General features: G+C 60.9%; 23 protein-coding genes, 3 pseudogenes and 1 riboswitch. Of the genes and pseudogenes, 22 read left to right on the top strand and 4 right to left on the bottom strand.

The genetic code is table 11. The features are described from left to right. Positions 1-7: 7 nt before the first annotated feature. The 5 genes and pseudogenes from QP164_RS06870 to QP164_RS06885 all read left to right on the top strand — a co-directional run bounded on the left by QP164_RS06870 (position 8) and on the right by QP164_RS06885 (position 3,464). Positions 8-937, top strand: a complete 930-nt coding sequence (locus QP164_RS06870) for a hypothetical protein (protein WP_333922652.1) — start codon at positions 8-10, stop codon at positions 935-937. A 16-nt stretch (positions 938-953) separates the two neighbouring features. Next, positions 954-1,586: a retropepsin-like aspartic protease gene (locus QP164_RS06875; RefSeq protein ID WP_333924199.1), complete on the top strand. Its 633-nt coding sequence runs from the start codon at positions 954-956 to the stop codon at positions 1,584-1,586. 243 nt (positions 1,587-1,829) lie between these two features. Further along, positions 1,830-2,129 (top strand): annotated as a pseudogene (locus tag QP164_RS19815) (AraC family ligand binding domain-containing protein); the annotation flags it as partial. 38 nt (positions 2,130-2,167) lie between these two features. Then, positions 2,168-2,704 (top strand): AraC family transcriptional regulator, encoded by a 537-nt coding sequence (locus QP164_RS06880; protein ID WP_333922653.1) that lies wholly within the window; start codon positions 2,168-2,170, stop codon positions 2,702-2,704. 37 nt (positions 2,705-2,741) lie between these two features. Then, on the top strand, positions 2,742-3,464 hold the full coding sequence (locus QP164_RS06885; RefSeq protein WP_333922654.1) for a PDZ domain-containing protein: 723 nt from the start codon (positions 2,742-2,744) through the stop codon (positions 3,462-3,464). A 787-nt stretch (positions 3,465-4,251) separates the two neighbouring features. Here QP164_RS06885 and QP164_RS06890 read toward each other — a convergent pair. Together QP164_RS06890 and QP164_RS06895 are read right to left on the bottom strand one after the other, a co-directional pair. Beyond that, entirely contained in the window at positions 4,252-4,713 is a 462-nt protein-coding gene (locus QP164_RS06890) for a GNAT family N-acetyltransferase (protein ID WP_333922655.1), read from the bottom strand. A gap of 441 nt (positions 4,714-5,154) precedes the next feature. Next, positions 5,155-5,646: an RrF2 family transcriptional regulator gene (locus tag QP164_RS06895; RefSeq protein WP_333922656.1), complete on the bottom strand. Its 492-nt coding sequence runs from the start codon at positions 5,644-5,646 to the stop codon at positions 5,155-5,157. Positions 5,647-5,732: 86 nt separating this feature from the next. Between QP164_RS06895 and hmpA the strand changes: the two genes are divergently transcribed. From hmpA to QP164_RS06950, 11 genes are all read left to right on the top strand, one after another. Beyond that, positions 5,733-6,926, top strand: coding sequence for an NO-inducible flavohemoprotein (gene hmpA / locus QP164_RS06900; protein WP_333922657.1), 1,194 nt, complete (start codon positions 5,733-5,735; stop codon positions 6,924-6,926). Positions 6,927-6,937: 11 nt separating this feature from the next. Next, positions 6,938-8,011: an NAD(P)H-dependent flavin oxidoreductase gene (locus QP164_RS06905; RefSeq protein ID WP_333922658.1), complete on the top strand. Its 1,074-nt coding sequence runs from the start codon at positions 6,938-6,940 to the stop codon at positions 8,009-8,011. Further along, on the top strand, positions 8,011-8,400 hold the full coding sequence (locus tag QP164_RS06910) for a tautomerase family protein (RefSeq protein ID WP_333922659.1): 390 nt from the start codon (positions 8,011-8,013) through the stop codon (positions 8,398-8,400). Before QP164_RS06905 ends, QP164_RS06910 begins: the two co-directional genes overlap by 1 nt. Before the next feature lie 199 nt (positions 8,401-8,599). Continuing rightward, on the top strand, positions 8,600-9,355 hold the full coding sequence (locus QP164_RS06915; protein WP_333922660.1) for a response regulator: 756 nt from the start codon (positions 8,600-8,602) through the stop codon (positions 9,353-9,355). A 354-nt stretch (positions 9,356-9,709) separates the two neighbouring features. Beyond that, positions 9,710-10,108 (top strand): HAMP domain-containing protein, encoded by a 399-nt coding sequence (locus QP164_RS06920; protein ID WP_333922661.1) that lies wholly within the window; start codon positions 9,710-9,712, stop codon positions 10,106-10,108. 10 nt (positions 10,109-10,118) lie between these two features. Beyond that, positions 10,119-10,598 carry a sensor histidine kinase gene (locus tag QP164_RS06925; RefSeq protein ID WP_333922662.1) on the top strand — a complete coding sequence of 160 codons (480 nt, stop codon included), beginning with the start codon at positions 10,119-10,121 and terminating at the stop codon, positions 10,596-10,598. Between the two features lie 88 nt (positions 10,599-10,686). Then, entirely contained in the window at positions 10,687-11,619 is a 933-nt protein-coding gene (locus QP164_RS06930) for a dioxygenase family protein (RefSeq protein ID WP_333922663.1), read from the top strand. Positions 11,620-11,749: 130 nt separating this feature from the next. Beyond that, complete coding sequence (locus QP164_RS06935; protein WP_333922664.1) at positions 11,750-11,920, top strand: hypothetical protein; 171 nt, start codon at positions 11,750-11,752, stop codon at positions 11,918-11,920. A 16-nt stretch (positions 11,921-11,936) separates the two neighbouring features. Continuing rightward, positions 11,937-12,608, top strand: coding sequence for a dihydrodipicolinate synthase family protein (locus QP164_RS06940; RefSeq protein WP_333922665.1), 672 nt, complete (start codon positions 11,937-11,939; stop codon positions 12,606-12,608). Continuing rightward, positions 12,605-12,829, top strand: coding sequence for a hypothetical protein (locus QP164_RS06945; RefSeq protein WP_333922666.1), 225 nt, complete (start codon positions 12,605-12,607; stop codon positions 12,827-12,829). The genes QP164_RS06940 and QP164_RS06945 overlap by 4 nt, the downstream gene beginning before the upstream one ends. Positions 12,830-13,127: 298 nt before the next feature. Then, on the top strand, positions 13,128-13,547 hold the full coding sequence (locus QP164_RS06950) for a GNAT family N-acetyltransferase (RefSeq protein WP_333922667.1): 420 nt from the start codon (positions 13,128-13,130) through the stop codon (positions 13,545-13,547). A gap of 141 nt (positions 13,548-13,688) precedes the next feature. On the opposite strand, the gene QP164_RS06955 is transcribed toward QP164_RS06950, so the two are convergent. After that, on the bottom strand, positions 13,689-14,054 hold the full coding sequence (locus tag QP164_RS06955) for a hypothetical protein (protein ID WP_333922668.1): 366 nt from the start codon (positions 14,052-14,054) through the stop codon (positions 13,689-13,691). 287 nt (positions 14,055-14,341) lie between these two features. Between QP164_RS06955 and QP164_RS06960 the strand changes: the two are divergent. The 6 genes and pseudogenes from QP164_RS06960 to QP164_RS06985 form a co-directional block, all read left to right on the top strand. Then, positions 14,342-14,665, top strand: a pseudogene (locus QP164_RS06960) (ArsR/SmtB family transcription factor); the annotation flags it as partial. A gap of 19 nt (positions 14,666-14,684) precedes the next feature. Beyond that, positions 14,685-15,113, top strand: a complete 429-nt coding sequence (gene arsC, locus QP164_RS06965) for an arsenate reductase (glutaredoxin) (RefSeq protein WP_333922669.1) — start codon at positions 14,685-14,687, stop codon at positions 15,111-15,113. Further along, positions 15,113-16,399, top strand: a complete 1,287-nt coding sequence (locus tag QP164_RS06970; RefSeq protein WP_333922670.1) for an arsenic transporter — start codon at positions 15,113-15,115, stop codon at positions 16,397-16,399. Before arsC ends, QP164_RS06970 begins: the two co-directional genes overlap by 1 nt. Beyond that, complete coding sequence (locus QP164_RS06975; protein WP_333922671.1) at positions 16,396-16,719, top strand: YnfA family protein; 324 nt, start codon at positions 16,396-16,398, stop codon at positions 16,717-16,719. Before QP164_RS06970 ends, QP164_RS06975 begins: the two co-directional genes overlap by 4 nt. Further along, a complete protein-coding gene (gene arsH, locus QP164_RS06980) occupies positions 16,719-17,459 on the top strand; it encodes an arsenical resistance protein ArsH (protein ID WP_333922672.1) in 741 nt (246 codons plus the stop codon). Before QP164_RS06975 ends, arsH begins: the two co-directional genes overlap by 1 nt. A 72-nt stretch (positions 17,460-17,531) precedes the next feature. Next, a riboswitch (Fluoride riboswitch) is annotated at positions 17,532-17,608 on the top strand. A gap of 23 nt (positions 17,609-17,631) precedes the next feature. Next, a pseudogene (locus tag QP164_RS06985) lies at positions 17,632-19,034 on the top strand (voltage-gated chloride channel family protein). Here the strand turns inward: QP164_RS06985 and QP164_RS06990 are convergent. Further along, positions 19,031-19,972: a hydrogen peroxide-inducible genes activator gene (locus QP164_RS06990; protein ID WP_333922673.1), complete on the bottom strand. Its 942-nt coding sequence runs from the start codon at positions 19,970-19,972 to the stop codon at positions 19,031-19,033. The pseudogene QP164_RS06985 and the gene QP164_RS06990 sit on opposite strands and share 4 nt — an antisense overlap. Between the last annotated feature and the right edge of the window lie 78 nt (positions 19,973-20,050).

Genomic DNA, 20,050 nt, shown 5'->3' on the forward strand with positions numbered 1-20,050 from the left:
CAGTAAAATGCATCGTCTGTTCGACTACTTCGATGCCCGCGCATCCCACCATGAAAGGGGCATTCTTTTGAAGAAGCTATTATCGGCTGGGTTGCTCATTAGTTTGGCGTCTGGAGCGAATGCTGCCCCAACGGGTCCGGTGCGGCTGCCGTTGGAAAGTTACCGCAAAGGCGTAGCGGCACGGGTGAAGGTGGCCGGCCGGGAGCGGCTTTTTCAACTCGACACTGCAGGCGGACTGACGGTGATCTCACCAGCGCTCGCGAAAGAGATGGACTGCCAACCTTGGGGATCAATCACCGGGTTTCATATGACCGGCACGAAGATCACCGCCCCACGTTGCGACAATGTTGCAATCCCCTGGAAGAACCAGACCCTACAGAGCCCTGTTGCAATCGTCATGAACGTGGGGTCTCCCGACACACCGATCGATGGTCTGCTTGCCCTCGACGCATTCGCCGGACGCACTGTAACCATCGATTTCGCAGGTCGCGAACTCACGTTGGAAACACCTGAAAGCGCGGCTGGGCGCAAGGCGAACGCTGTGGAGCTTCCTGCTCATCTGGCTCGTGAAATAGGCGGCCTGGCGCTGTCTGTGTTCATTGACGTCCCCACCGAACGTGGACCGGCGCGCCTCGAGCTGGACAGTGGCAATGGCGGCACGATCCTGGTTGCACCAAAACTTCTTCCTCTACTCGGCTTGAAGAAGGTTACCGGCGAGGGACCGCAACAAGGCCAATTCCAGATCGCTCCCGGTGTCGAAGCGTCCGGGATGATCTTCAGCCCCGACATCGTGATCGATGGAAACCTTGGCATGCCGTTTCTCAAAGATTGGGTGGTCACCATGGATCTTGCTCAAGGACGGGTTTGGCTCAAACGCAGTGCCGTTGCAGCACCCGCCGGCATGGGGACCCCGCCGCCAGTGAAGCCTGCGGGGTAAGGGGATGCTAGTGAAAATGTTAATGATGGGCGCGTTGCTCGCCGCCCTTCCCGCCGGACCATCGCAAGACCGCGGCCCACAAACGATAAGCCTCGAGCTTTTTCAAGGTAAGCAGTTCACTGTTCAGGCATCGGTTGGCGGCCGCGAGCGGACCTTCTTGTTTGACACCGGCGAGGGGGTGACAATGATTACGCCAGCCCTGGCCCGCGACCTTGGCTGCGAACCTTGGGGCAATGTCACGGCGTTCCGTATGACCGGAGAGCGCCTGGATCTACCACGCTGCGATAACGTTGCTTTTGAAATGGGCGAGCACGCCTACACAGCACCGACGACGATCGTCTACGATCTCGGCAAGCTCGATGCCGACACTGCCAGGCTGGACGGCTCGATCGGACTAGACCTCTTCGCTGGCCGTATCATCACTATTCGCTTCGCTAGTCGCCAGATCGTGATCGAAACACCCGGCTCCCTCGCGGCGCGTATGAAGTCCGGTCTTGAAGTGCCGGTTCGGCTGGTGCGGGGAGCAGAAGGTGCCGCCCTCGATGTCAACATCGGGGTAAACACCCCCGGGGCCGTGCCTGGATGGAACTGGACTCTGCCAATGCAGGGCCGACCATCTTCGTGTCGCCGCAGATCGCGCCGCATCTAGGCTTACGCGCGGACATTCGGACGGCTCAGCCGGTTAGCGCAACGATTAGGCGCGACGTGGTATTTACCGGGCAAGCACGCGTCTTTCCGAATATGATAATGGACGGCAATATCGGCATGCAACTGATGGGCAGGCGCGATCTGACGGTCGATTTGGGATCCGGCCGCGCGTGGATCGGTAAGGCGCAATGACATACTTGCTTGGACTGATCGGCGTTCGGCTCTGGGTAGGCGGCGCGTTAACATGAGTGAGCCAGTGAGAAATGATGCCCACTTCTCCCGCCCCTCCTACCTACCAGGCGTCGAACTCGTATCCGTCGAGTATAGCGAGCGAGCCTTTCCCGAGCACAGCCATGCGGAATGGGTAGTCGGCGCGGTCATGGCAGGCTGTGAGGCCCTCGCTGTTGGCGGCAGAACCTACAACGTCGAGGCAGGTCAGGTACTGCGTCTTCATCCCGACCAGCCGCATGCCAACCGAACCACGGGAGGTGAGACCTTACGCTATCGCGTCGCGTACATCCCCGACGAAGCGATACGTCCCTACATCGCCGCGCGCCTGAACGCGCCGCGGTTTGACTCCCCGTGTTGGCTGGCGATCGGTCTCACTCCATCGTTGCTGATGCGCACGCTTTATTGTGTCGCGACGACGCGGGGCGATTGGAACAGGAAAGCGCGCTCGCCGATTTGGCTGGGGTCCTGTTCGCCGACCAGGTGAAACAATCGTCGGATGACACCCGCGTATCCAGCGATGCCGTTGCGCGCGCTCGAAGCTACATCGACGCCCACTTCGCCGACGGCTTTGGGTTGGGCACGCTCTCGACCGTATCCGGGATCAGCGTCTTCCATCTTGCGCGTAGCTTCCGCAAGGCAGTCGGGATCACCCCCTTGCGTACCGCAATCAGTGCCGCATCGTCGCAGCACGACGCCTGCTTTTGGCAGGTCAGCCAATCGCGGAGGTTGCGCTTGATGTCGGCTATGCCGATCAAAGCCATCTCACACGGCAATTCCAGCGTATCGTCGGTGTATCGCCGGCACGCTACGCAAACAGGTAAGCTCGCACCGTTCGCGCGACAGCAATATCGTTCAAGGCGGCGAGATTTCATTCAGCTAACCGCATAGAAGACCACCAGCGAAAGCCGATCACATGCACCACCCCATGACCCGTCGCTCGCTGATTCATGCTGGTATCGCCCTGGGTACGGCTGCGGCATTCCCGCCGGGTATGGCCCAGGCGGGAGAGACGGCTCATGACGTGACCTATGTCGAGGACTTCGACGAGCTCTGGCGGACACTGGACGAGCGCTACTGCTATTTCGGGGAGAAACGCACCGACTGGAGAGCAGTAAGGCGAATGTATCGCCCGCTCGCCGCTGCCGCCCAATCGTCCGAAGCGTTCGCCGGCGTTGTTGGCCGGGTGATCGGCGAACTGTACGACGCGCACACCCACTTGAATGATCCGGCACCGGATGCGGCGCGCGGGCCATATTTTGATCTGTGGGTCGAACCCAACCGCGATGGTACGGCGTTTGTCACAAGCGTTCGCGATGGGTCGCCCGCAGCGGATGCGGGCATTACGCCAGGGTACAGCGTATTGGCGATCGACGGCCGGCCGATTGGGCAGATCGCCTCGGACATAATACCGCGCTGTCTTAGCCGTCCAGATCCAGCGGCAACGGCGTTTGCGCTTAACGTGGCGGTATCGGGGCGGCGCGGCATGCCAAGGACGTTAACGGTGCGGTCGACCCCAGGTTATGCCTTTAGCTCACCGCTTCAGGCTGGTCTGTTTTACGTTAAAAAACGGCGTATCGAATTTCAATCAATTTGCTCGCCTAGTCTGGCTAAAGCCCTAACCAAACAGGACCATACGGTACCCATTTAAACAGCACCGCTAAAGCTGCATTTGGAGGGCGGTACTTTGAACGGACTCAGATACGGTAAGCGCGGGCAGGGTCAGTCAGGCGTCCCAAAACCCCTGTTTGTCGTACATTAGTGCCGGCAATCGAGATCGACGCAGTTCGAAATGAGTCTCAGCGTACGGGCGAGGCGGGGCCCGCCTTCTCAAAAGGGATGCTGTTACGGGAATGGCCGAGAACGGTAGGCAGCGGAATGGTCGAGCTCGGAAACGAGGCAGTTACTGTTCCGCTAGAGATCTCCAGTCGTCGACATTTATGCACTCGGCGGTCTGCTACGATCGAACTCGATTTTGAAGGCTCCGTCAGCCCTTAAGATATAAGCGCAATGATGCCAGTCTACCTGACCCTCTTCGAGCATGTTACGTCTGAGCGCAGATAGAGCATCATTGACGGATCGGTTCACGGATCTCTCGCCTTCCACTCCTTCAACAAGCTTGCCGTCATGCACGACATCATAGCGCCTCTGGATCCAGTCGTCATGGACTTCCGCCACGACCCTTATTTCGGACACCGAACCAACTAGCATCGGCGCGATTGCGATTCCGATGTTTTCCAACTGACGGCTACTTTCCATTCTGCATTACCTCCGCCAATGATTGTCGAAACGACGTTCGCAATGTTTCCATATAAAGAGGAGCGACCGCAACTAGATGGTTCTTGCGATCTCACGCGTCCATTTGCGAACGGCGGGCGAAAAGGCATCGGCGTTCTCGGAACCGATGGAGTAACGGGAAAGCGATGGGAGCTGCGACGCTACCCGACAGTATATACCTTCTGGACGATGCCCTCTGGCTCCCGATAGGTTTGGAAGCCCATCGCCTCATAGTAGCGTAAGCCAGAGGGGTTATCAGCGCCGATGTGAGCGTCGATCTTTTCGAGCCTCGCTTGTTCTGCCGCCTTCCGGGTGGATCGGAACAACACGCTTCCTACGCCCTGCCGATGCGCCCGAGGACTGATGTGCGTGCCGATAATGCCCCAACCCTCCGGCACGTCGTAGCGGTTGCCAGCTTCCGCTTTGACCAGCGATTGAAAGTCAACAACATCTCCTGCCTCGCTAATCGCTACCGTGCACCGGATGCTGGCCGGGTTGGCAAGGTACTGCCTCGCCACAAACGCCTCATCGTTCGGGCGTTCTCGACCCGTCTGCTCGAAAATGTCGCGTAACACCCGGCTCATGGCTGCTGCGTCACCGATCGTCGCTATTCGGGTATTCATTATATCCTCGAACTATACCGGCCACGCTGCAAACCTTATGGGCTGGTAGGGCGGGCGAGCAAATGACTGACCATGCTTTCGGGCTTCCTAATTGGGGATCGAGTTTCGGGAATACCTGGCTTTCGCAATTTACTCGTCGGTATGGTTCCGACCAGCGAACAACAATGGAACAGCCATGAGAAGAGCAGCGAGCCCAACGTAGGCTACCGCCTTTAACCATGTCAGCGTGCCATTGAGATGACTCGACAGCAATGCTGCCGGAAGAAAGAATGCCGTCAAGCATCCGAACGCACCATAAGTTCTGCTTGTATCTCGGTCTTCCGTCGCCATCCAGCACAGCTACGCTGCCCAACAGATGCCCGCAATCGGGCAATGATACCTTTCCCGACCATTCTCGACTGGGATGCTATATTGGGAATACGAAGGGCCGTTCGCGCTCGCTTAGCTATGCTGATCGTCACTCATGGTAACGCCATCTGAGTCCAACACATCGCCCGAGACTGCGGCATCCGTATCACGCAACGCGAATAGCGCGCGTAGATCGGCCGGTCGGGTAGAAAGATCCGCGATCGTGTAGCGATCCAGCGTGGCAAGGAATGCCTTTGTCGCCTCAGCCAAGACGCGCGGCAGGCCACACGCGGGCGCGATCACGCAACCACCGCATTCCACCAGGTCAAAGCCGCCCTCGGTGTGACGCACCAAATCGCCAACGTTGATTTCTGCTGCTGGCCGCGCCAGCCGCAATCCCCCATTCCGTCCTCGGATCGTTTCCACGAAGCCGGCACGGCTGAGGTCCTGCACAACCTTCATCAGGTGATTTTGCGAGATCAGATAACGCGAAGCGATCCGACCGATAGAGGCCAGCTCGTTCTCATGCACCGCGAGGTGGATCAGCACGCGCAGCGCGTAGTCAGTGTATCGGGTCAGCTTCATTCGGATACGCTAATACCGGTATTTCGGTTGCATGTATATGGCAACGATAATAGAGGTATCTGCAATACCTCTTTATGGAGTCGCCCATGTCCGCGTCGTTGTCACCGCAAACCATCACCATCGTGAAGGCCACCGTTCCAGCGCTGGCCGAGCATGGCAGCGCCATCACTGGGGCGATGTATCGCCGGCTTTTCGAAGACGCGGAGATTGCCGCATTGTTCAACACAGCCAATCAGGAGAATGGCGCACAGGTCCATGCGCTGGCGACCGCCGTCCTTGCCTACGCTCGCAACATCGAGAATCTTGGTGCGCTTGGGCCTGCGGTCGAACGGATCGCGCAAAAGCATATCGGCTACGCCATCAAAACCGAGCATTATCCCTATGTCGCAACAGCCTTGCTCGGCGCGATCGAGGAAGTGCTCGGCGACGCTGCCACGCCAGAAATTCTAGCTGCTTGGGGCGAAGCATATTGGTTTCTCGCCAATATCCTGACGGGGCGCGAAGACACGATCCGCGCCGAGATTATGACGCACGAAGGTGGGTGGACCGACTGGCGCAAGTTCGTCGTCGCTGAGCGTCGGTCGGAGAGCGAAGGCATTGTGTCGTTCATTCTCAAGCCCGTCGATGGTCGTCCAGTGCTGCGCCATCGCGCCGGCCAGTATCTCACGTTCCGCTTCGACGCCGCGGGCTTGCCCGGTTTGAAACGCAACTTCTCAATTTCGTCCGGCCCAAGCGACGATCATTATCGCATCACCGTGAAGCGGCAGGCCGACGGGGGTGCGTCGGCGTTCCTGCACGATCAGGGTTTCCCTGGCGTGATCGTCGAAACTACGCCGCCTGCCGGCGATTTCTTCCTCGCCGACGTGCCGGAGCGCCCGATCGTACTGCTGTCTGGCGGTGTGGGACTGACGCCGATGGTCAGCATGATGGAAATGATTGCAGAGGCACATCCCGCCGCTCGCGTTTGGTACGTCCACGGGACGGCGAGCCGCGAAGCCCACGCTCTCGACGCCCATATCCGCGAATTGGCCGGTCAGCATGGCGGTACGAAGGTCCACACATTTTACGAACGGCGCAGCGAGGCAGACGATGCGGAAGCCGGGCTGGTCACGGTCGACTGGCTGAAAGCCAACACGCCATTCGAGCAAGCCGACTTCTACCTATGCGGTCCGCGTCCCTTCCTGCGCTCCTTCGTTCCCGGCCTGATCGGGGCGGGCGTACCATTGGGACAAGTTCACTACGAACTGTTCGGTCCGACTGACGAAGCGTTTGCGGCATAGGGAGGCAAAGAATGCTCAACCGGCTCAACATAACGTTTCCCATCGTCCAGGCACCGATGGCCGGTGTCTCAACGCCAGTACTAGCAGCAACGGTATCGAATGCGGGCGGGCTAGGGTCGATCGGGGTCGGCGCGACCGACGCCAACGGCGCACGCGCGATGATCGAGGAAACCCGTGCGCGTATCGATCGCATCGACGGAGCCTTCAACGTCAACCTGTTCGTCCACGGCAGCGCCACGGCCGATCCGGAGCGAGAACGGGTGTGGCTGGAATGGCTCGCGCCGTTGTTTGCTGAGTTCGACGCCGAGCCGCCCAAGGCATTGCGGACGATCTATAAGAGCTTTGCCGACGATGCCGACATGCTGGAAACGCTGCTCGCTCTGAAACCACCCGTCGTCAGCTTCCATTTCGGCTTGCCGTCTGCCGACACGCTCTCTGCGCTGCGCACGCGCGGGATCTACCTGTTGGCGACGGCCACCAGCTTGGAGGAAGCCCGCGCAATCGAAGCAGCCGGTATCAATGCTATTGTGGCGCAGGGTATCGAGGCAGGCGGGCATCGGGGCGTCTTCGATCCGGCAAAGCTCGACGATGCATTGGGGACGCTGGCGCTGACGCGCCTTCTGGTGCGGAAAACAAAGCTCCCTGTTGTCGCTGCTGGCGGGATCATGGATGGGGCGGGCATCGCAGCCGCACTCGACCTTGGCGCGGTTGCAGCGCAACTCGGCACGGCCTTCGTACCTTGTCCGGAATCCGCTGCTGATGATGCTTACCGCGCCGCATTGACCGGTCCGGGAGCGTATCACACGACCCTGACACCGCTGATTTCAGGACGCCCCGCGCGAGCGATTGCCAATCGTTTTACCGCGCTGGTCGAACACCTCTCCGGGCGGTTGCCGCCCGACTACCCCATTGCCTACGACGCCGGCAAAGCCCTCCATGCTGCCGCCAAAGCGCGCGGTGAACATGGCTTTGGCGCGCAATGGGCGGGACAGGGAGCACCGCTGTCTCGCGCCCTGCCTGCCACCACCCTCATCGAAACACTCGTGGGCGAGCTGCACGCCGTCCACAATCGAAAGGACCAGTAATGCCGCTGCTCAACATTCATATCGTCAAGGGTCGCCCTGCAAATGTAGTCGCCGAATTGCAGCAGGTCATCCATGAAGCGATGGTGGAAGCGTTCCAGGTGCCGGTTCGTGACCGCTATCAGATCGTCACCGAGCACGAAGCTACTCACCTTGTCATGGAGGATACGGGCTTGGGCTTTGAGCGCACCGAACAGCGTGTTTTGATCCATATGACGACACGTCCTCGCTCGCAGGAAATGAAACAGGCATTTTACCAAGCGGTGACGCGCGGCCTTGCCGAGCGCTGCGGGATTGAGCCGCAGGATGTGATGTTCTCTGTGATCGAGAATAGCGACGCGGACTGGAGCTTTGGGTTCGGGACTGCGCAATTTCTCACTGGCGACCTATAAACAAGGGTCGTTTTCGGCCGTTTACGCACAGCGCCTCGCCTTTCTTTCAAACTGGATCTGAACAAAGACGATCAGAGGGAGACGGCATGGTAATCTAACAGTTCCGACCGGTTTTGGACCTCGTCGGCGCTACGCTCTCGTTCGTGATTGTTGCAGCCCCGCAATGCTACGGATACGTTGCCGGGGCAGCGGTCGTGCTATGCTCGACATTGCACCAGCCCCACAGGATATGATGGATCTCTCGACCCGCCTCCTTATTGTCGATGACGATCCGGGCATTCGCGAGCTGACCACCGCGTTTCTTGTCGGGCACGGCTTTGTGGTCGATGCCGTGCCGAACGGCTCCGAGATGCGCGCCGCGCTGGCACGCGACCGTTATGATCTCGTAATTCTCGACGTGATGATGCCGTGCGAAGATGGACTGTCGATCCTTCGCTCCCTCGATCGAACAACCGGCCCTGCCGTCATCATGCATTCAGTGATCGGGCAAGAAGTCGATCGTATTATCGGTTTGGAGATGGGGGCTGATGACTATCTGGCCAAGCCCGCCAACCCGCGCGAACTACTGGCACGCATCCGCGCGGTCCTGCGCAGAGGTGCGAGTACGTCAGCGCCGCTTGTTCGAAGCCGGGTGTTCCTTCGTTTTTCTGGATGGCGCGTGGATCCGGTTGCGCGCGAACTGCTCGATCCCGACGAAGTGCTCATCAATCTAACCGATGGCGAGTTTCGCCTGCTGTTGACGCTGATCGAGCACCCGCGCCGTGTTCTGACGCGCGACTTCATACTCGATCATTCGCGCGGCATGAACGCGGAACAGTTCGACCGTGCGATCGATGTCCAAGTTAGCCGCCTGCGTCGTAAGCTCGCGCGCGACGATGGGCGCGGCGGTGAAGAGCTGATCCGGACCGTCCGCAACGAAGGATATCTGTTCACCGCCGATGTGCAGCGGCGCTGATATGCCCGCCAAACGCGCGGCGTCGATTGCGCAACCGATCTTCCTGTTAGTTATCGCCGCAATCGTGCTCGCGACTGTCGTCACGTTCGCGATCACGTTCAATGGCCCCCGCCACGTCCAAGACCGATTCCTGATACGGACATCTTGGCAGCCTTGCGTGGCACGGTCGTGCCAGGCCTCATCGTTCTTCCAGGACGGCAACCCGCCCGCCCCGGCGAAACGCCAGACCTTGAACATGATGCCGCCCTCGCCCGAGCTCTGGGAAGCCCGGTTTTCGGCTTCTACGCTCAGCGAGAGCAAGAGCGAGAGCAGGCAGGCGAGGTCCGTGGTGGGTTCACTGTGTCCGGGCGTACGATGGACAAGTGGCGCACCGTTCGCAGCCCCGATCGTCCACTCATAACCAGCTGGCACGTTGTAACATTTGGCGGGATGGGATTCGCGCTGATCCTTCTGTCGATTCCGGCCTGGATAATCACCCGCCGCATCTCGCGTCCGCTCCAGCATCTTGCCAGCGCAGCCCAAGCTGCGCGGATAGGTTCGCCATTGGCGGCACCGCAAGAAGGCTCGCGCGAAGTACGCGAATTGGCTGTCGCATTTAGCGACATGCACGATCGTATTGGTCACCATGTTGAAGGTCGCACCACGATGCTCGCGGCCATTGCGCATGATCTTGGAACGCCCTTGTCGCGCCTCGCCTTCCACATTGAGGGTCTGCCCGAAGCGGCGCGCGCGCGCCGCTGCCGATGTCGATGAAATGCGCGCAATGATCGGTGCAGCGATCGGCTTCGCACGCGACGAACTCGTGAAAGGACCAGCGCTCCGCTTCGACTTGGGGAGCCTGCTCGACAGTTTGGTCGAGGACACGCGTGCAGCGGGGAAGGATGTGACGATCACTCCTGATGCGCGCGTGGTGGTGGTAGGTGACCCTGCTGCGCTGAGACGGCTATTCGCCAATCTAATCGACAACGCCATCCGTTATGGCGACCGCGCACGCGTTGGATGGCGTAAGCTCGACGGAGCGGTGGCGGTCACGGTGGAGGATGACGGTCCAGGCATAGATCCTGAACAAGCCGAACGTCTCTTCGAGCCGTTCGTTCGCGGCGACCCGTCCCGTAATCGGGAAACCGGCGGCACGGGCCTTGGACTCGCTATCGCTCGGGCCATCGCCACCCGCCACGGAGGACGGGTGACGTCCGAGCCAAGCGAAAACGGCGCGCAAATCCTAGTCGTACTGCCCTGCTGAAATATTCTGCAATAAATCCAGCCAGTCCCGAAATACGGTCGTCCAGCGCCTCCCCGACAAGCGTGATTTAAAGCACGAGGAGAGACGCATGAACGACCCGCACATGATCGAAGAAGCAGAGCACGGTCACGGCCTAGCCGAGGACTTGGTCCTCATGCACCGTCTTGCTGATCGTCGGCGCGCTCTGAAGTGGTTTGCCGGGGTCGGCACCGCTGCGCTGGTGACGGGCTGCGGTGGAAGCAGCAGCGACAGTTCCGGGACTGTATCTGTCGTTTCGGGCGGGACGACCACCGCAACGCCGACGCCGACCACCACCACAACGACCACAACGACCACAACGACAGCTACTCCGACTAGCACAGCCACGTGCATTGCCGATCCAACGGAAACCGCAGGCCCCTATCCAGGCGATGGCACCAACACAGCCAGTGGATCGACGAGCAATATCCTTACCATAAGCGGGATCGTGCGAAGCGATATTCGGAAGAGCTTTATCAGCACCACGACGGACGCAGGAGGGGTGCTCGTTACTGTCACCCTGACGCTGGTGAACGTCAACGCCACGTGCGCGCCACTCAGCGGATACGCCGTTTATCTGTGGCACGCCGATCGGTATGGCCATTACTCACTCTATACAGCCGCGGCCGAGAGCTACCTTCGCGGTGTCCAGGTCACCGACGCTAACGGACAGGTCACCTTCACCACCTATTTTCCGCCTGCCTATGACGGTCGGTGGCCGCATTATCATTTCGAGGTTTTCTCGTCGCTCTCGAATGCACTCAGCGGAAAATACTCTATCTTGACCTCGCAGCTTTGTATGCCAGCAGCGATTTGCAACACTGTCTTCGCTGACACAACGACATATCCAAGTGCAAAAGGTATCTTTGCAGGTCTGTCACTCAGCACTGACAACGTGTTTGGTGATAATACGGCCGCGCAGCTCGCGCAGCAGACGCCAACATTTACCGGTAGTGTCGCGAGTGGCTACACAGCGACAGCATTGATCGGGATCGCTCGGTAAGAAGTCATCGGCCTCGGAATGACGATCAACGCATAGAATGGACCCTGAAATGCGCTGACGACGAACGGGCTGCCGGGAAACCCCACGCCGGGGTTTCCCGGTACTGGACAGAGGCATCAAGCCTTGTTGAATGCTCCGAACTTCCGCTAGCTTCTTTGCAGCGCCCGCGTGGCGGCTGTATGAGCCTGTGTTCTCTACCGAGCCGATGGTGTGCGGCTACGCCTGCGCGCGCCGCTGGATCGAAGGAAGGCTCGCCATGGTGTTTACCAGCGCCGGCCCGAAGCTCTTCACCGCCTGCTGAACCAAAAGGCTCACTCATGTCCACGCTGTTCACCGGCCTGTCGGCTTTCCCGCTTACTCCCGCAGATCCCAATGGGATCGTCGACACCACGGCGATCGGCGTGCTGGTCGAGCGCCTGGTGGCGGCCGGTGTGGACTCTATCGGACTGCTCGGCAGCACCGGCATCTACGCCTACCTTGATCGCATCCAGCGCGGCCGGGCCGTGGCTGCGGCGGTGGAGGCGACGGGCGGGCGGGTGCCGCTGGTCGTCGGTATCGGCGCGTTGCGGACAAGCTGGGCAATCCAGCTTGCCGTCGATGCGGAGCGGGCCGGGGTATGCGGCCTGCTGCTCGCGCCCATGTCCTATGCCACCCTGACCGATAACGAAGCTGCGGCCCATTACCGCGCCGTCGCCGGTGCCACGGCGCTCCCGCTTTGCATCTACAACAATCCCGGCACGACCAATTTCAGCTTCTCCGACGCGCTGATCTGCGAGCTGGCGGCAATGCCCGGCATCGCCGGGATCAAGATGCCGCTGCCAGCGGATGACGACTATGCCGGCGAGCTGGCGCGGCTCCGCGCTTCAACACCCCAAAATTCGCGATTGGCTACAGCGGCGATTGGGGCGCCGCCCCGTCACTGCTCGCAGGTTGCGACGCTTGGTTTAGCGTCGTTGCGGGCCTCTTGCCTGAACCGTCGCTGCGGATGACCCGCGCAGCGCAGCAGGACGATGCCGCCGAGGTGGCCGCGATCGACGCTGCTTTCGCCCCCTTATGGGCGTTGTTCAAAGCGCATGGCAGTCTGCGGGTGATGTACGTTGTCGCTGACCGGCTCTCCCTTTCGGTCGGCGATCCGCCGCTACCTATCATGCGCGTCAGTGCGGACGTTATGGCAGCCGTCGAGACAGCCTTGGAGGATCTGGGTGTCTGACGGGCCGCATGTGGCTTTCCCGAGCAGGCCCCCGATCGGGAAATAAGGGCGGTCCAAAACGCCCGGACACAGCCGCTAAAATGGGGAGTTTGATCTCTCGAAAGCGACCATTCGTTCAACACCTCCTTTCCAGCTTACCATCTTCAAACGGCAATTTCGGACAGGCAACGGCAACAGTATTTGGGAAGCTGGCAACATTGGGTGGCCGTCAGCGCGACCGGCTGGCGACCGTCTCCCGCTTTGGTTCGTGTGCGAGGAGGTACTATGTCGCAGAACGGGGTTCAGATACGCTTCTTCGATGACGCTACGAATCACTATCCCCGACAGCCCCTCCGAGACGGACCGCGAGGCAATAAGTGCGCCACTGCGCGCCTACAACATCCGTCAAGCGGGCGATCCGCGCATCCGCCCTGTGGCGATAATGCTGACCGATGAGCGTGGTGATCATGTGGGCGGCTTATGGGGCAAGTGCGTTTACGATTGGCTCTTTGTAGAGCTTCTGGCCGTCCCGGAGCAGTATCGAGGCGGAAGCTATGGCAAGGCGCTGATGAGCGAGGCGGAAGGGATCGCCCGAGCCAACGGCTGTGTCGGAATTTGGCTGGACACCCATGAGTTCCAAGCCCGCGGCTTTTATGAGAAGCTGGGGTTTGAGGTGTTCGGCACGCTGGACGACCATCCTGTCGGCCAAAAGCTTATCTTCCTGCAAAAGCGGCTCTAGCGAGCAGGTTCCCTTTCGATCGAGTTTCGGGAATGTCCGAGATGGAAAGGTTAGCGGACCGGCCGCTTTTAGCGGATTGACTGGCGAGACCGGACGTTTAGCGTCGGGGTGAGTTGTACAGCCAGGCTGTCAAAGGCTGCCTCAGAACGTAGCCGGGCGGGTGCCAGGCTTCCATGCACACACTTTAGTATGCGCGTTGATCCAACAGCCTCCCTTACGCGTGACAGTCCCCAGCGGATCGTGGGCATGACTTTCCCCAGCGACGCCGTTCCAGCTTGCATCGGCCTTTCTCGTCGCGGGATCGATGTTGACGTAGGCAAAATAGCGCGAACGATTAGGCGCGCGAGCGAAGATGGAAAAGCTGCCATCCTTGGCTAGATCTATATCACAGGTGCCGTCGAGATAGGCATGGCCATTGACGCCTAAGAAGCAGCTTCCTCCCGTCGCTTCTGCGGCCGCAGGCAAAGTCATTGAGACAATGGTCAGGACGACCCACCGCAGCTTCATACGTGTGCTCTCCAAGGTGGACGATATTAAACGCACGCTACCCCGTCCAAATTGGTGACAGCTTTCGAACATTTCGTTCATCGATCAAATTAAGCGAGCGTCGGCCTTAACAAACGGCCGGTGTTGGGCGTCGAATGTTCAGCTCGAACGTCCGGACGTGGGCGATAGTCGTCCGCAATTGGGCGTTCTTGTCTGATCCGACTTTCTCGCGAGGGATGCTGAATTGAGAAAGCTGGCTCCGGAAATCTCGAACTAGCCAAGCTCAACATATCCTCTATGCTGGATATATGGAAAATGAATCGGCTATCGCTGCACTTGGTGCGCTCGCACAGGCTACTCGCCTCGATGTGTTCCGCCTCTTGGTGCGGCACGAACCGGACGGCATGGCAGCGGGCGAAATCGCCCGCCAGCTCGACGTACCGCAGAACACCATGTCAGCGCACCTCGGCATCCTCGCGCGGGCCGGCATCGTGCGCTCCGAACGGCATAGCCGGTCGATCATATACCGCGCCGATCTGGACCGGCTGCGCGCACTGACCCTGTTCCTGGTCAAGGACTGCTGCGCCGGTTCGCCTGACGTGTGTGCGCCGCTTCTAGCCGAACTCACCCCTGCTGCTGAAAGGACGCCCCGTGGCCGTCGATATCGTGATCTACCACAACCCCGAATGCGGCACGTCGCGCAACACGCTGGCGATGATCCGCAATACCGGCATCGAGCCGCATGTGGTCGAATATCTGAAGACGCCGCCCTCGCGTGCGTTGCTGGTCGAGATGATCGATCGCGCGGGGATCACGCCCCGCGATCTGCTGCGTGAGAAGGGCACGCCCTATGCGGAGCTGGGCCTGGGCGACACGTCGCTGTCCGACGAAGCGCTGGTGGACGCGATGATGGCGCATCCGGTCATCATTAACCGGCCGCTGGTCGTCTCGCCGCTAGGCGTGAAGCTGTGCCGACCGTCGGAAGCAATTCTCGATCTGCTGCCCGAACCGCAACAGAAAGCGTTTGCCAAGGAAGACGGCGAACAGATTGTTGATGCCTCGGGTCAGCGCATCGCCTGATGCTGCTCGCGCTCACTATCTTCGTCATCACGATCGCCCTGGTCATTTGGCAACCCAAAGGCCTCGGCATTGGGTGGAGCGCGCTGGGCGGCGCGGCGGTCGCGCTGCTTGTTGGGGTCGTCTCACTCTCCGACGTACCTGTGGTGTGGGGGATCGTCTGGAATGCGACCGCGACGTTCGTCGCGATCATCATCGTCAGCCTTTTGCTCGACGAAGCCGGATTCTTTGAATGGGCGGCGCTTCACGTTGCCCGCTGGGGCGGGGGGCATGGTCGCAGGCTGTTTGTGCTGATCGTCCTGCTCGGCGCGGCGGTATCGGCGCTGTTCGCCAATGATGGCGCGGCGCTGATCCTGACGCCGATCGTCATCGCGATGCTGCGCGCGCTGGGATACAAGGACAAGGCGACGCTGGCGTTCGTGATGGCTGCGGGGTTCATCGCCGATACCGCCAGTCTGCCGCTGATCGTCTCCAACCTCGTCAATATCGTGTCGGCCGACTTCTTCCGGATCGGCTTTGCCGATTATGCCTCGGTAATGGTGCCGGTCGATCTGGCGTCGATCGCGGCGACGCTGGTCGCGCTGCTGCTGTTCTTCCGACGTGACATACCAGCGAGCTACGATGTGGCGCAGCTCCGCGCGCCCGGTGATGCGATCCGCGACCATGCCACGTTCAAGGCGGGCTGGGTCGTTCTCGCCCTGCTACTCGCCGGCTTCTTTCTGCTCGAACCCCTCGGCGTGCCGGTCAGCGCCGTTGCCGCTACTGGCGCGGTCCTCCTGCTCGTCATCGCCGCGCGCGGCCATGTCATCCAGACGCGCAAGGTGCTGGCAGGTGCGCCGTGGCAGGTCGTGATTTTCTCGCTCGGCATGTACCTGGTCGTCTACGGCCTGCGGAATGCTGGCCTGACCGATCACCTTGCCAGCCTGCTCGATCGCACTGCGCAAGGCGGCGTGTGGGGCGCGGCGTTCGGGACCGGGATCATTGCCGCGCTGCTCTCCTCGGTGATGAACAACATGCCGACCGTACTGGTAGGCGCGCTGTCGATCGACGCGACGCACGCTACGGGCGCGATCAAGGAAGCGATGATCTACGCCAACGTGATCGGGTGCGACCTTGGACCGAAGATTACACCGATAGGCTCGCTCGCGACGCTGCTCTGGCTGCATGTCCTCGGGCAAAAGGGCATTCGGATTGGCTGGGGCTATTACTTCAAGGTTGGTGCGACACTAACGATCCCGGTGCTGCTGGTGACACTCGCGGCACTCGCGATCAGGATCAGCATGGTATGACGACGCTCGTGTATCTGGCCGCGGCACTCGCGGAAATCGCGGGCTGCTTTGCCTTTTGGGCATGGATGCGACTGGGCAAATCGCCCCTGTGGCTGGCTCCGGGCATAGTCTCGCTTATGCTGTTCGCCTGGCTGCTGACACGCGTGGATAGCGATGCAGCGGGGCGGGCCTATGCTGCCTATGGCGGCGTCTACATCTGCGCATCGTTGATCTGGCTGTGGGCTGTCGAAGGGGTAAGGCCCGATCGCTGGGACGCGGGCGGAGCCGCACTGTGCCTGATCGGCACCTGTATCATTCTGCTTGGCCCAAGGACCGCCTGATGCCGCTCCGCATTCTCTCCGATCCTGATAATCTACCCGCGCTCGATCGGCGCTATGCGCTCGATCGTCCTGCCCTTGGGCTAGGTGCTGGCGATCCACCTCCGCGCATCCTGTTGCTCTACGGCTCCCTGCGGGAACGGTCCTTCTCGCGGCTTTGCGTCGAGGAAGCCGCTCGCCTGCTGCAATTCTTCGGCTGCGAAACGCGGATCTTCGATCCCTCGACGCTGCCGCTACCCGATCAGGTGACGGGGGACGATCACCCAGCCGTTCACGAGCTGCGCGAACTGTCGATGTGGTCGGAGGGGCACGTGTGGTGCAGCCCCGAGCGGCATGGTCAGATTACCGGCATCATGAAGCTGCAAGTCGATCACCTGCCGCTGTCGATGGGTGGGATGCGCCCGACGCAGGGCCGCACGCTTGCCGTCATGCAGGTGTCGGCGGGGTCGCAGTCATTCAACAGCGTGAATACCCTGCGCGTCCTCGGCCGGTGGATGCGAATGGTGACGATCCCCAACCAGTCGAGCGTAGCCAAGGCGTTCAACGAGTTTGACGACGCCGGCCGGATGAAGCCGTCCAGCTATTACGATCGGATCGTGGATGTTATGGAGGAACTGGTGCGCTTCACGATCCTGCTGCGACCGCACACCAGGCAGCTTGTCGACCGCTATTCTGAGCGCAAAGAGGCTGGGGTGGTGATCGATACCGCGACCGACCTTTCGAGCATCGCAACAGCCTCATAGTGCCGCCCAACCATCCGGTCATGACCTCCTTTCAAACGTGCATTTGACCTTGGTGCATCGCAACGACATATAGCTACCAACGGCGATGGATTTCCGCCGGGCCATTTGGCCGAACCGCCCTCGCAAGGGCCGATGATTCCTACCAGGCGCCGCAAGGCAGCAAGGAGGAATCGTGCGCGCAACATTTCGCAATCTCTATGACGAACTCAATTTGGCGACGTTCGTCCGCAACCGGCACGACCATACCATGTCGGTGCTGCGCTGGGCGCTGATCCTGATCCCTATGGCCGCGGTCGTCGGCACGCTTTGCGGGGCATTCCTGTGGAGCCTCGATGCGGTCACCCGGTTGCGCTTCGCCTTCCCGTGGCTGCTGTACCTGCTGCCGGTCGGGGGCTTCGCCGTCGGGCTACTCTATCATCTGACCGGACGCTCGGTGGAGGGCGGCAACAACCTCATCGTCGAACAGATACATGAACCGGGGGCGGGGTGCCGCTACGCATGGCACCGCTGATCTTCTTCGGAACGGTGGTGACGCATCTGTTCGGCGGGTCCGCGGGTCGCGAAGGCACTGCGGTACAGTTGGGTGGTAGTCTCGCCAGCGGCTTCGGTCGCGCGCTCAACCTCGATGCGGACGGCACCCGTATCCTGCTGATGTGCGGCATCGCGGCCGGGTTCGGTGCGGTGTTCGGCACGCCGATCGCGGGCGCGGTGTTCGCGCTGGAGGTACTGGCGATCGGGCGGGTCGAATATCGCGCGCTGGTGCCATGTCTGGTCGCGGCATTGGTCGGCGACTGGACCTGCCTTGTCTGGGGTATCCATCACGGTATTTACCGGATCGATGCAGTGGTGCCGGTTGACGCAGTGCTCGTCATCAAGGCCGGGATCTCCGGCGTGGGGTTCGGGCTGGTCGGGCTGGTGTTTGCAGAAGCCAATCATGCCCTTGGTGGGTGGCTCAAGCGGCTCGTCTCCTATGGCCCGCTGCGCCCCGTGATCGGCGGGCTGGCTGTCATCGCGCTCGTTTATCTGTTCGGTACACGCGACTATCTCGGCCTCGGCACGCTCGCAGCAACACCTGACGGCCTGACGCTATTCAGCTTTTTCGGCCCCGACACGCACCCGTGGAGCTGGGCGCTGAAGCTGCTGTTCACGGTCGTCACGTTGAGCGCCGGCTTCAAGGGAGGCGAGGTCACGCCGCTGTTCTTTATCGGCGCGGCGCTCGGCAATGCGCTGGCACCCATGTTCGGCGTGCCGACCGGCGTGTTCGCCGCGATCGGCTTCGTCGCGTTGTTCGCGAGTGCGGCCAATACGCCGCTCGCCTGCACCTTCATGGGCATCGAACTGTTCGGGGCCACCTATGCGGTGCCGATCGCGGTCGCATGCTGCGTCGCCTACCTCTGCTCCGGGCATAACGGCATCTACCTGTCGCAGCGCGTCGCCGTCCCCAAGGTGCCCGCAGACGGCCTCACCCCCGACGCCACCCTGCGGGAGGCCCGGACGCAGCGCGCGTCGCGCCGTCGCGCGCATCCCTTATTCTCCCGGATAGCATCGTATGCCCATAGCTGCGTCCAGTCCTAACCGCCAAAAATCGTTGCCGGTTCGCCGGTGTCCGGCTGTTCCCACGGCATCACGCACCGCTGGATAACTTCGGCGAGACGGCGATATGTCGCTTCCCGTGGTGACGAGGAACGCCATATCATCGTCAGGTCGCGCACTGGCGCCCGCCTCGCCAGCGGTCGCGCGACGATCAGCTTCTCGCGCAGCACGTCCGACCGGACATACAGTGCGGGGAGGAGCGACAAGCCCATGCCGGTCGTCACCATGAGACGCAGCGTGTCGAGCGTGGTCCCGGCATAGTCGTCGACTTCGATCGCGCCGACCTCGTTGCATAGCGAAGCGATCTGGTCGTGAAGCCGTGGTGAGCGGTCCATGACCAGGATTGTCTCGCCGGCTAGATCCTCGGGCTGCACGACTTCGCATCGGGCAAGCCTGTGGTCGCTCGGCATGACAAGGTGCAGCGGTTCCCGGATCAACCGGACGAAACTGAAGTCGGGCTGGCTGGGTCCATGCGCCAGAAGGAGCACGTCATGTGTACCATCCGACAATTTCCCCGGCAGGCTTTCCAGCCTGTCCTCGCGCACGACGATCCGCAAATCAGGGAATGTCTCGCGTAGCGCCGGCATTGCCAGCGACAGGACGTACCCGCCAACCGTCTGCAGAACGCCCATTTGAAGCGTTCCCTGTAGTGCCGCGGGATCGTCACGGCGCGCGATCTCCCGAATATCCTCGATTTCGGCAAGCACGAAGCGCGCACGGCGAGCGATCTCGGCGCCGACCGGCGTCAGCACGACGCGTACGCGCGTGCGTTCAACGAGTTGCGTGTTCAGGCGACCTTCCAGTTCCTTCAACTGCATACTGAGCGTGGGCTGGGTGACACGACACTGATCGGCCGCACGGCTGAAGCTGAGCGTGTCGGCGACGGCCACGAGGTAGCGCAACTGTTGAATGCGAGGCATCACCAACCTTATAGGCAACCTCTATAAGCGGCAATGTAACTTCCGATTTTCTCACAACGACCGGGCCTGCTACCGAAA

The organism is Sphingomonas sp. LR59, from assembly GCF_036855945.1.
Taxonomy (GTDB): domain Bacteria; phylum Pseudomonadota; class Alphaproteobacteria; order Sphingomonadales; family Sphingomonadaceae; genus Sphingomonas.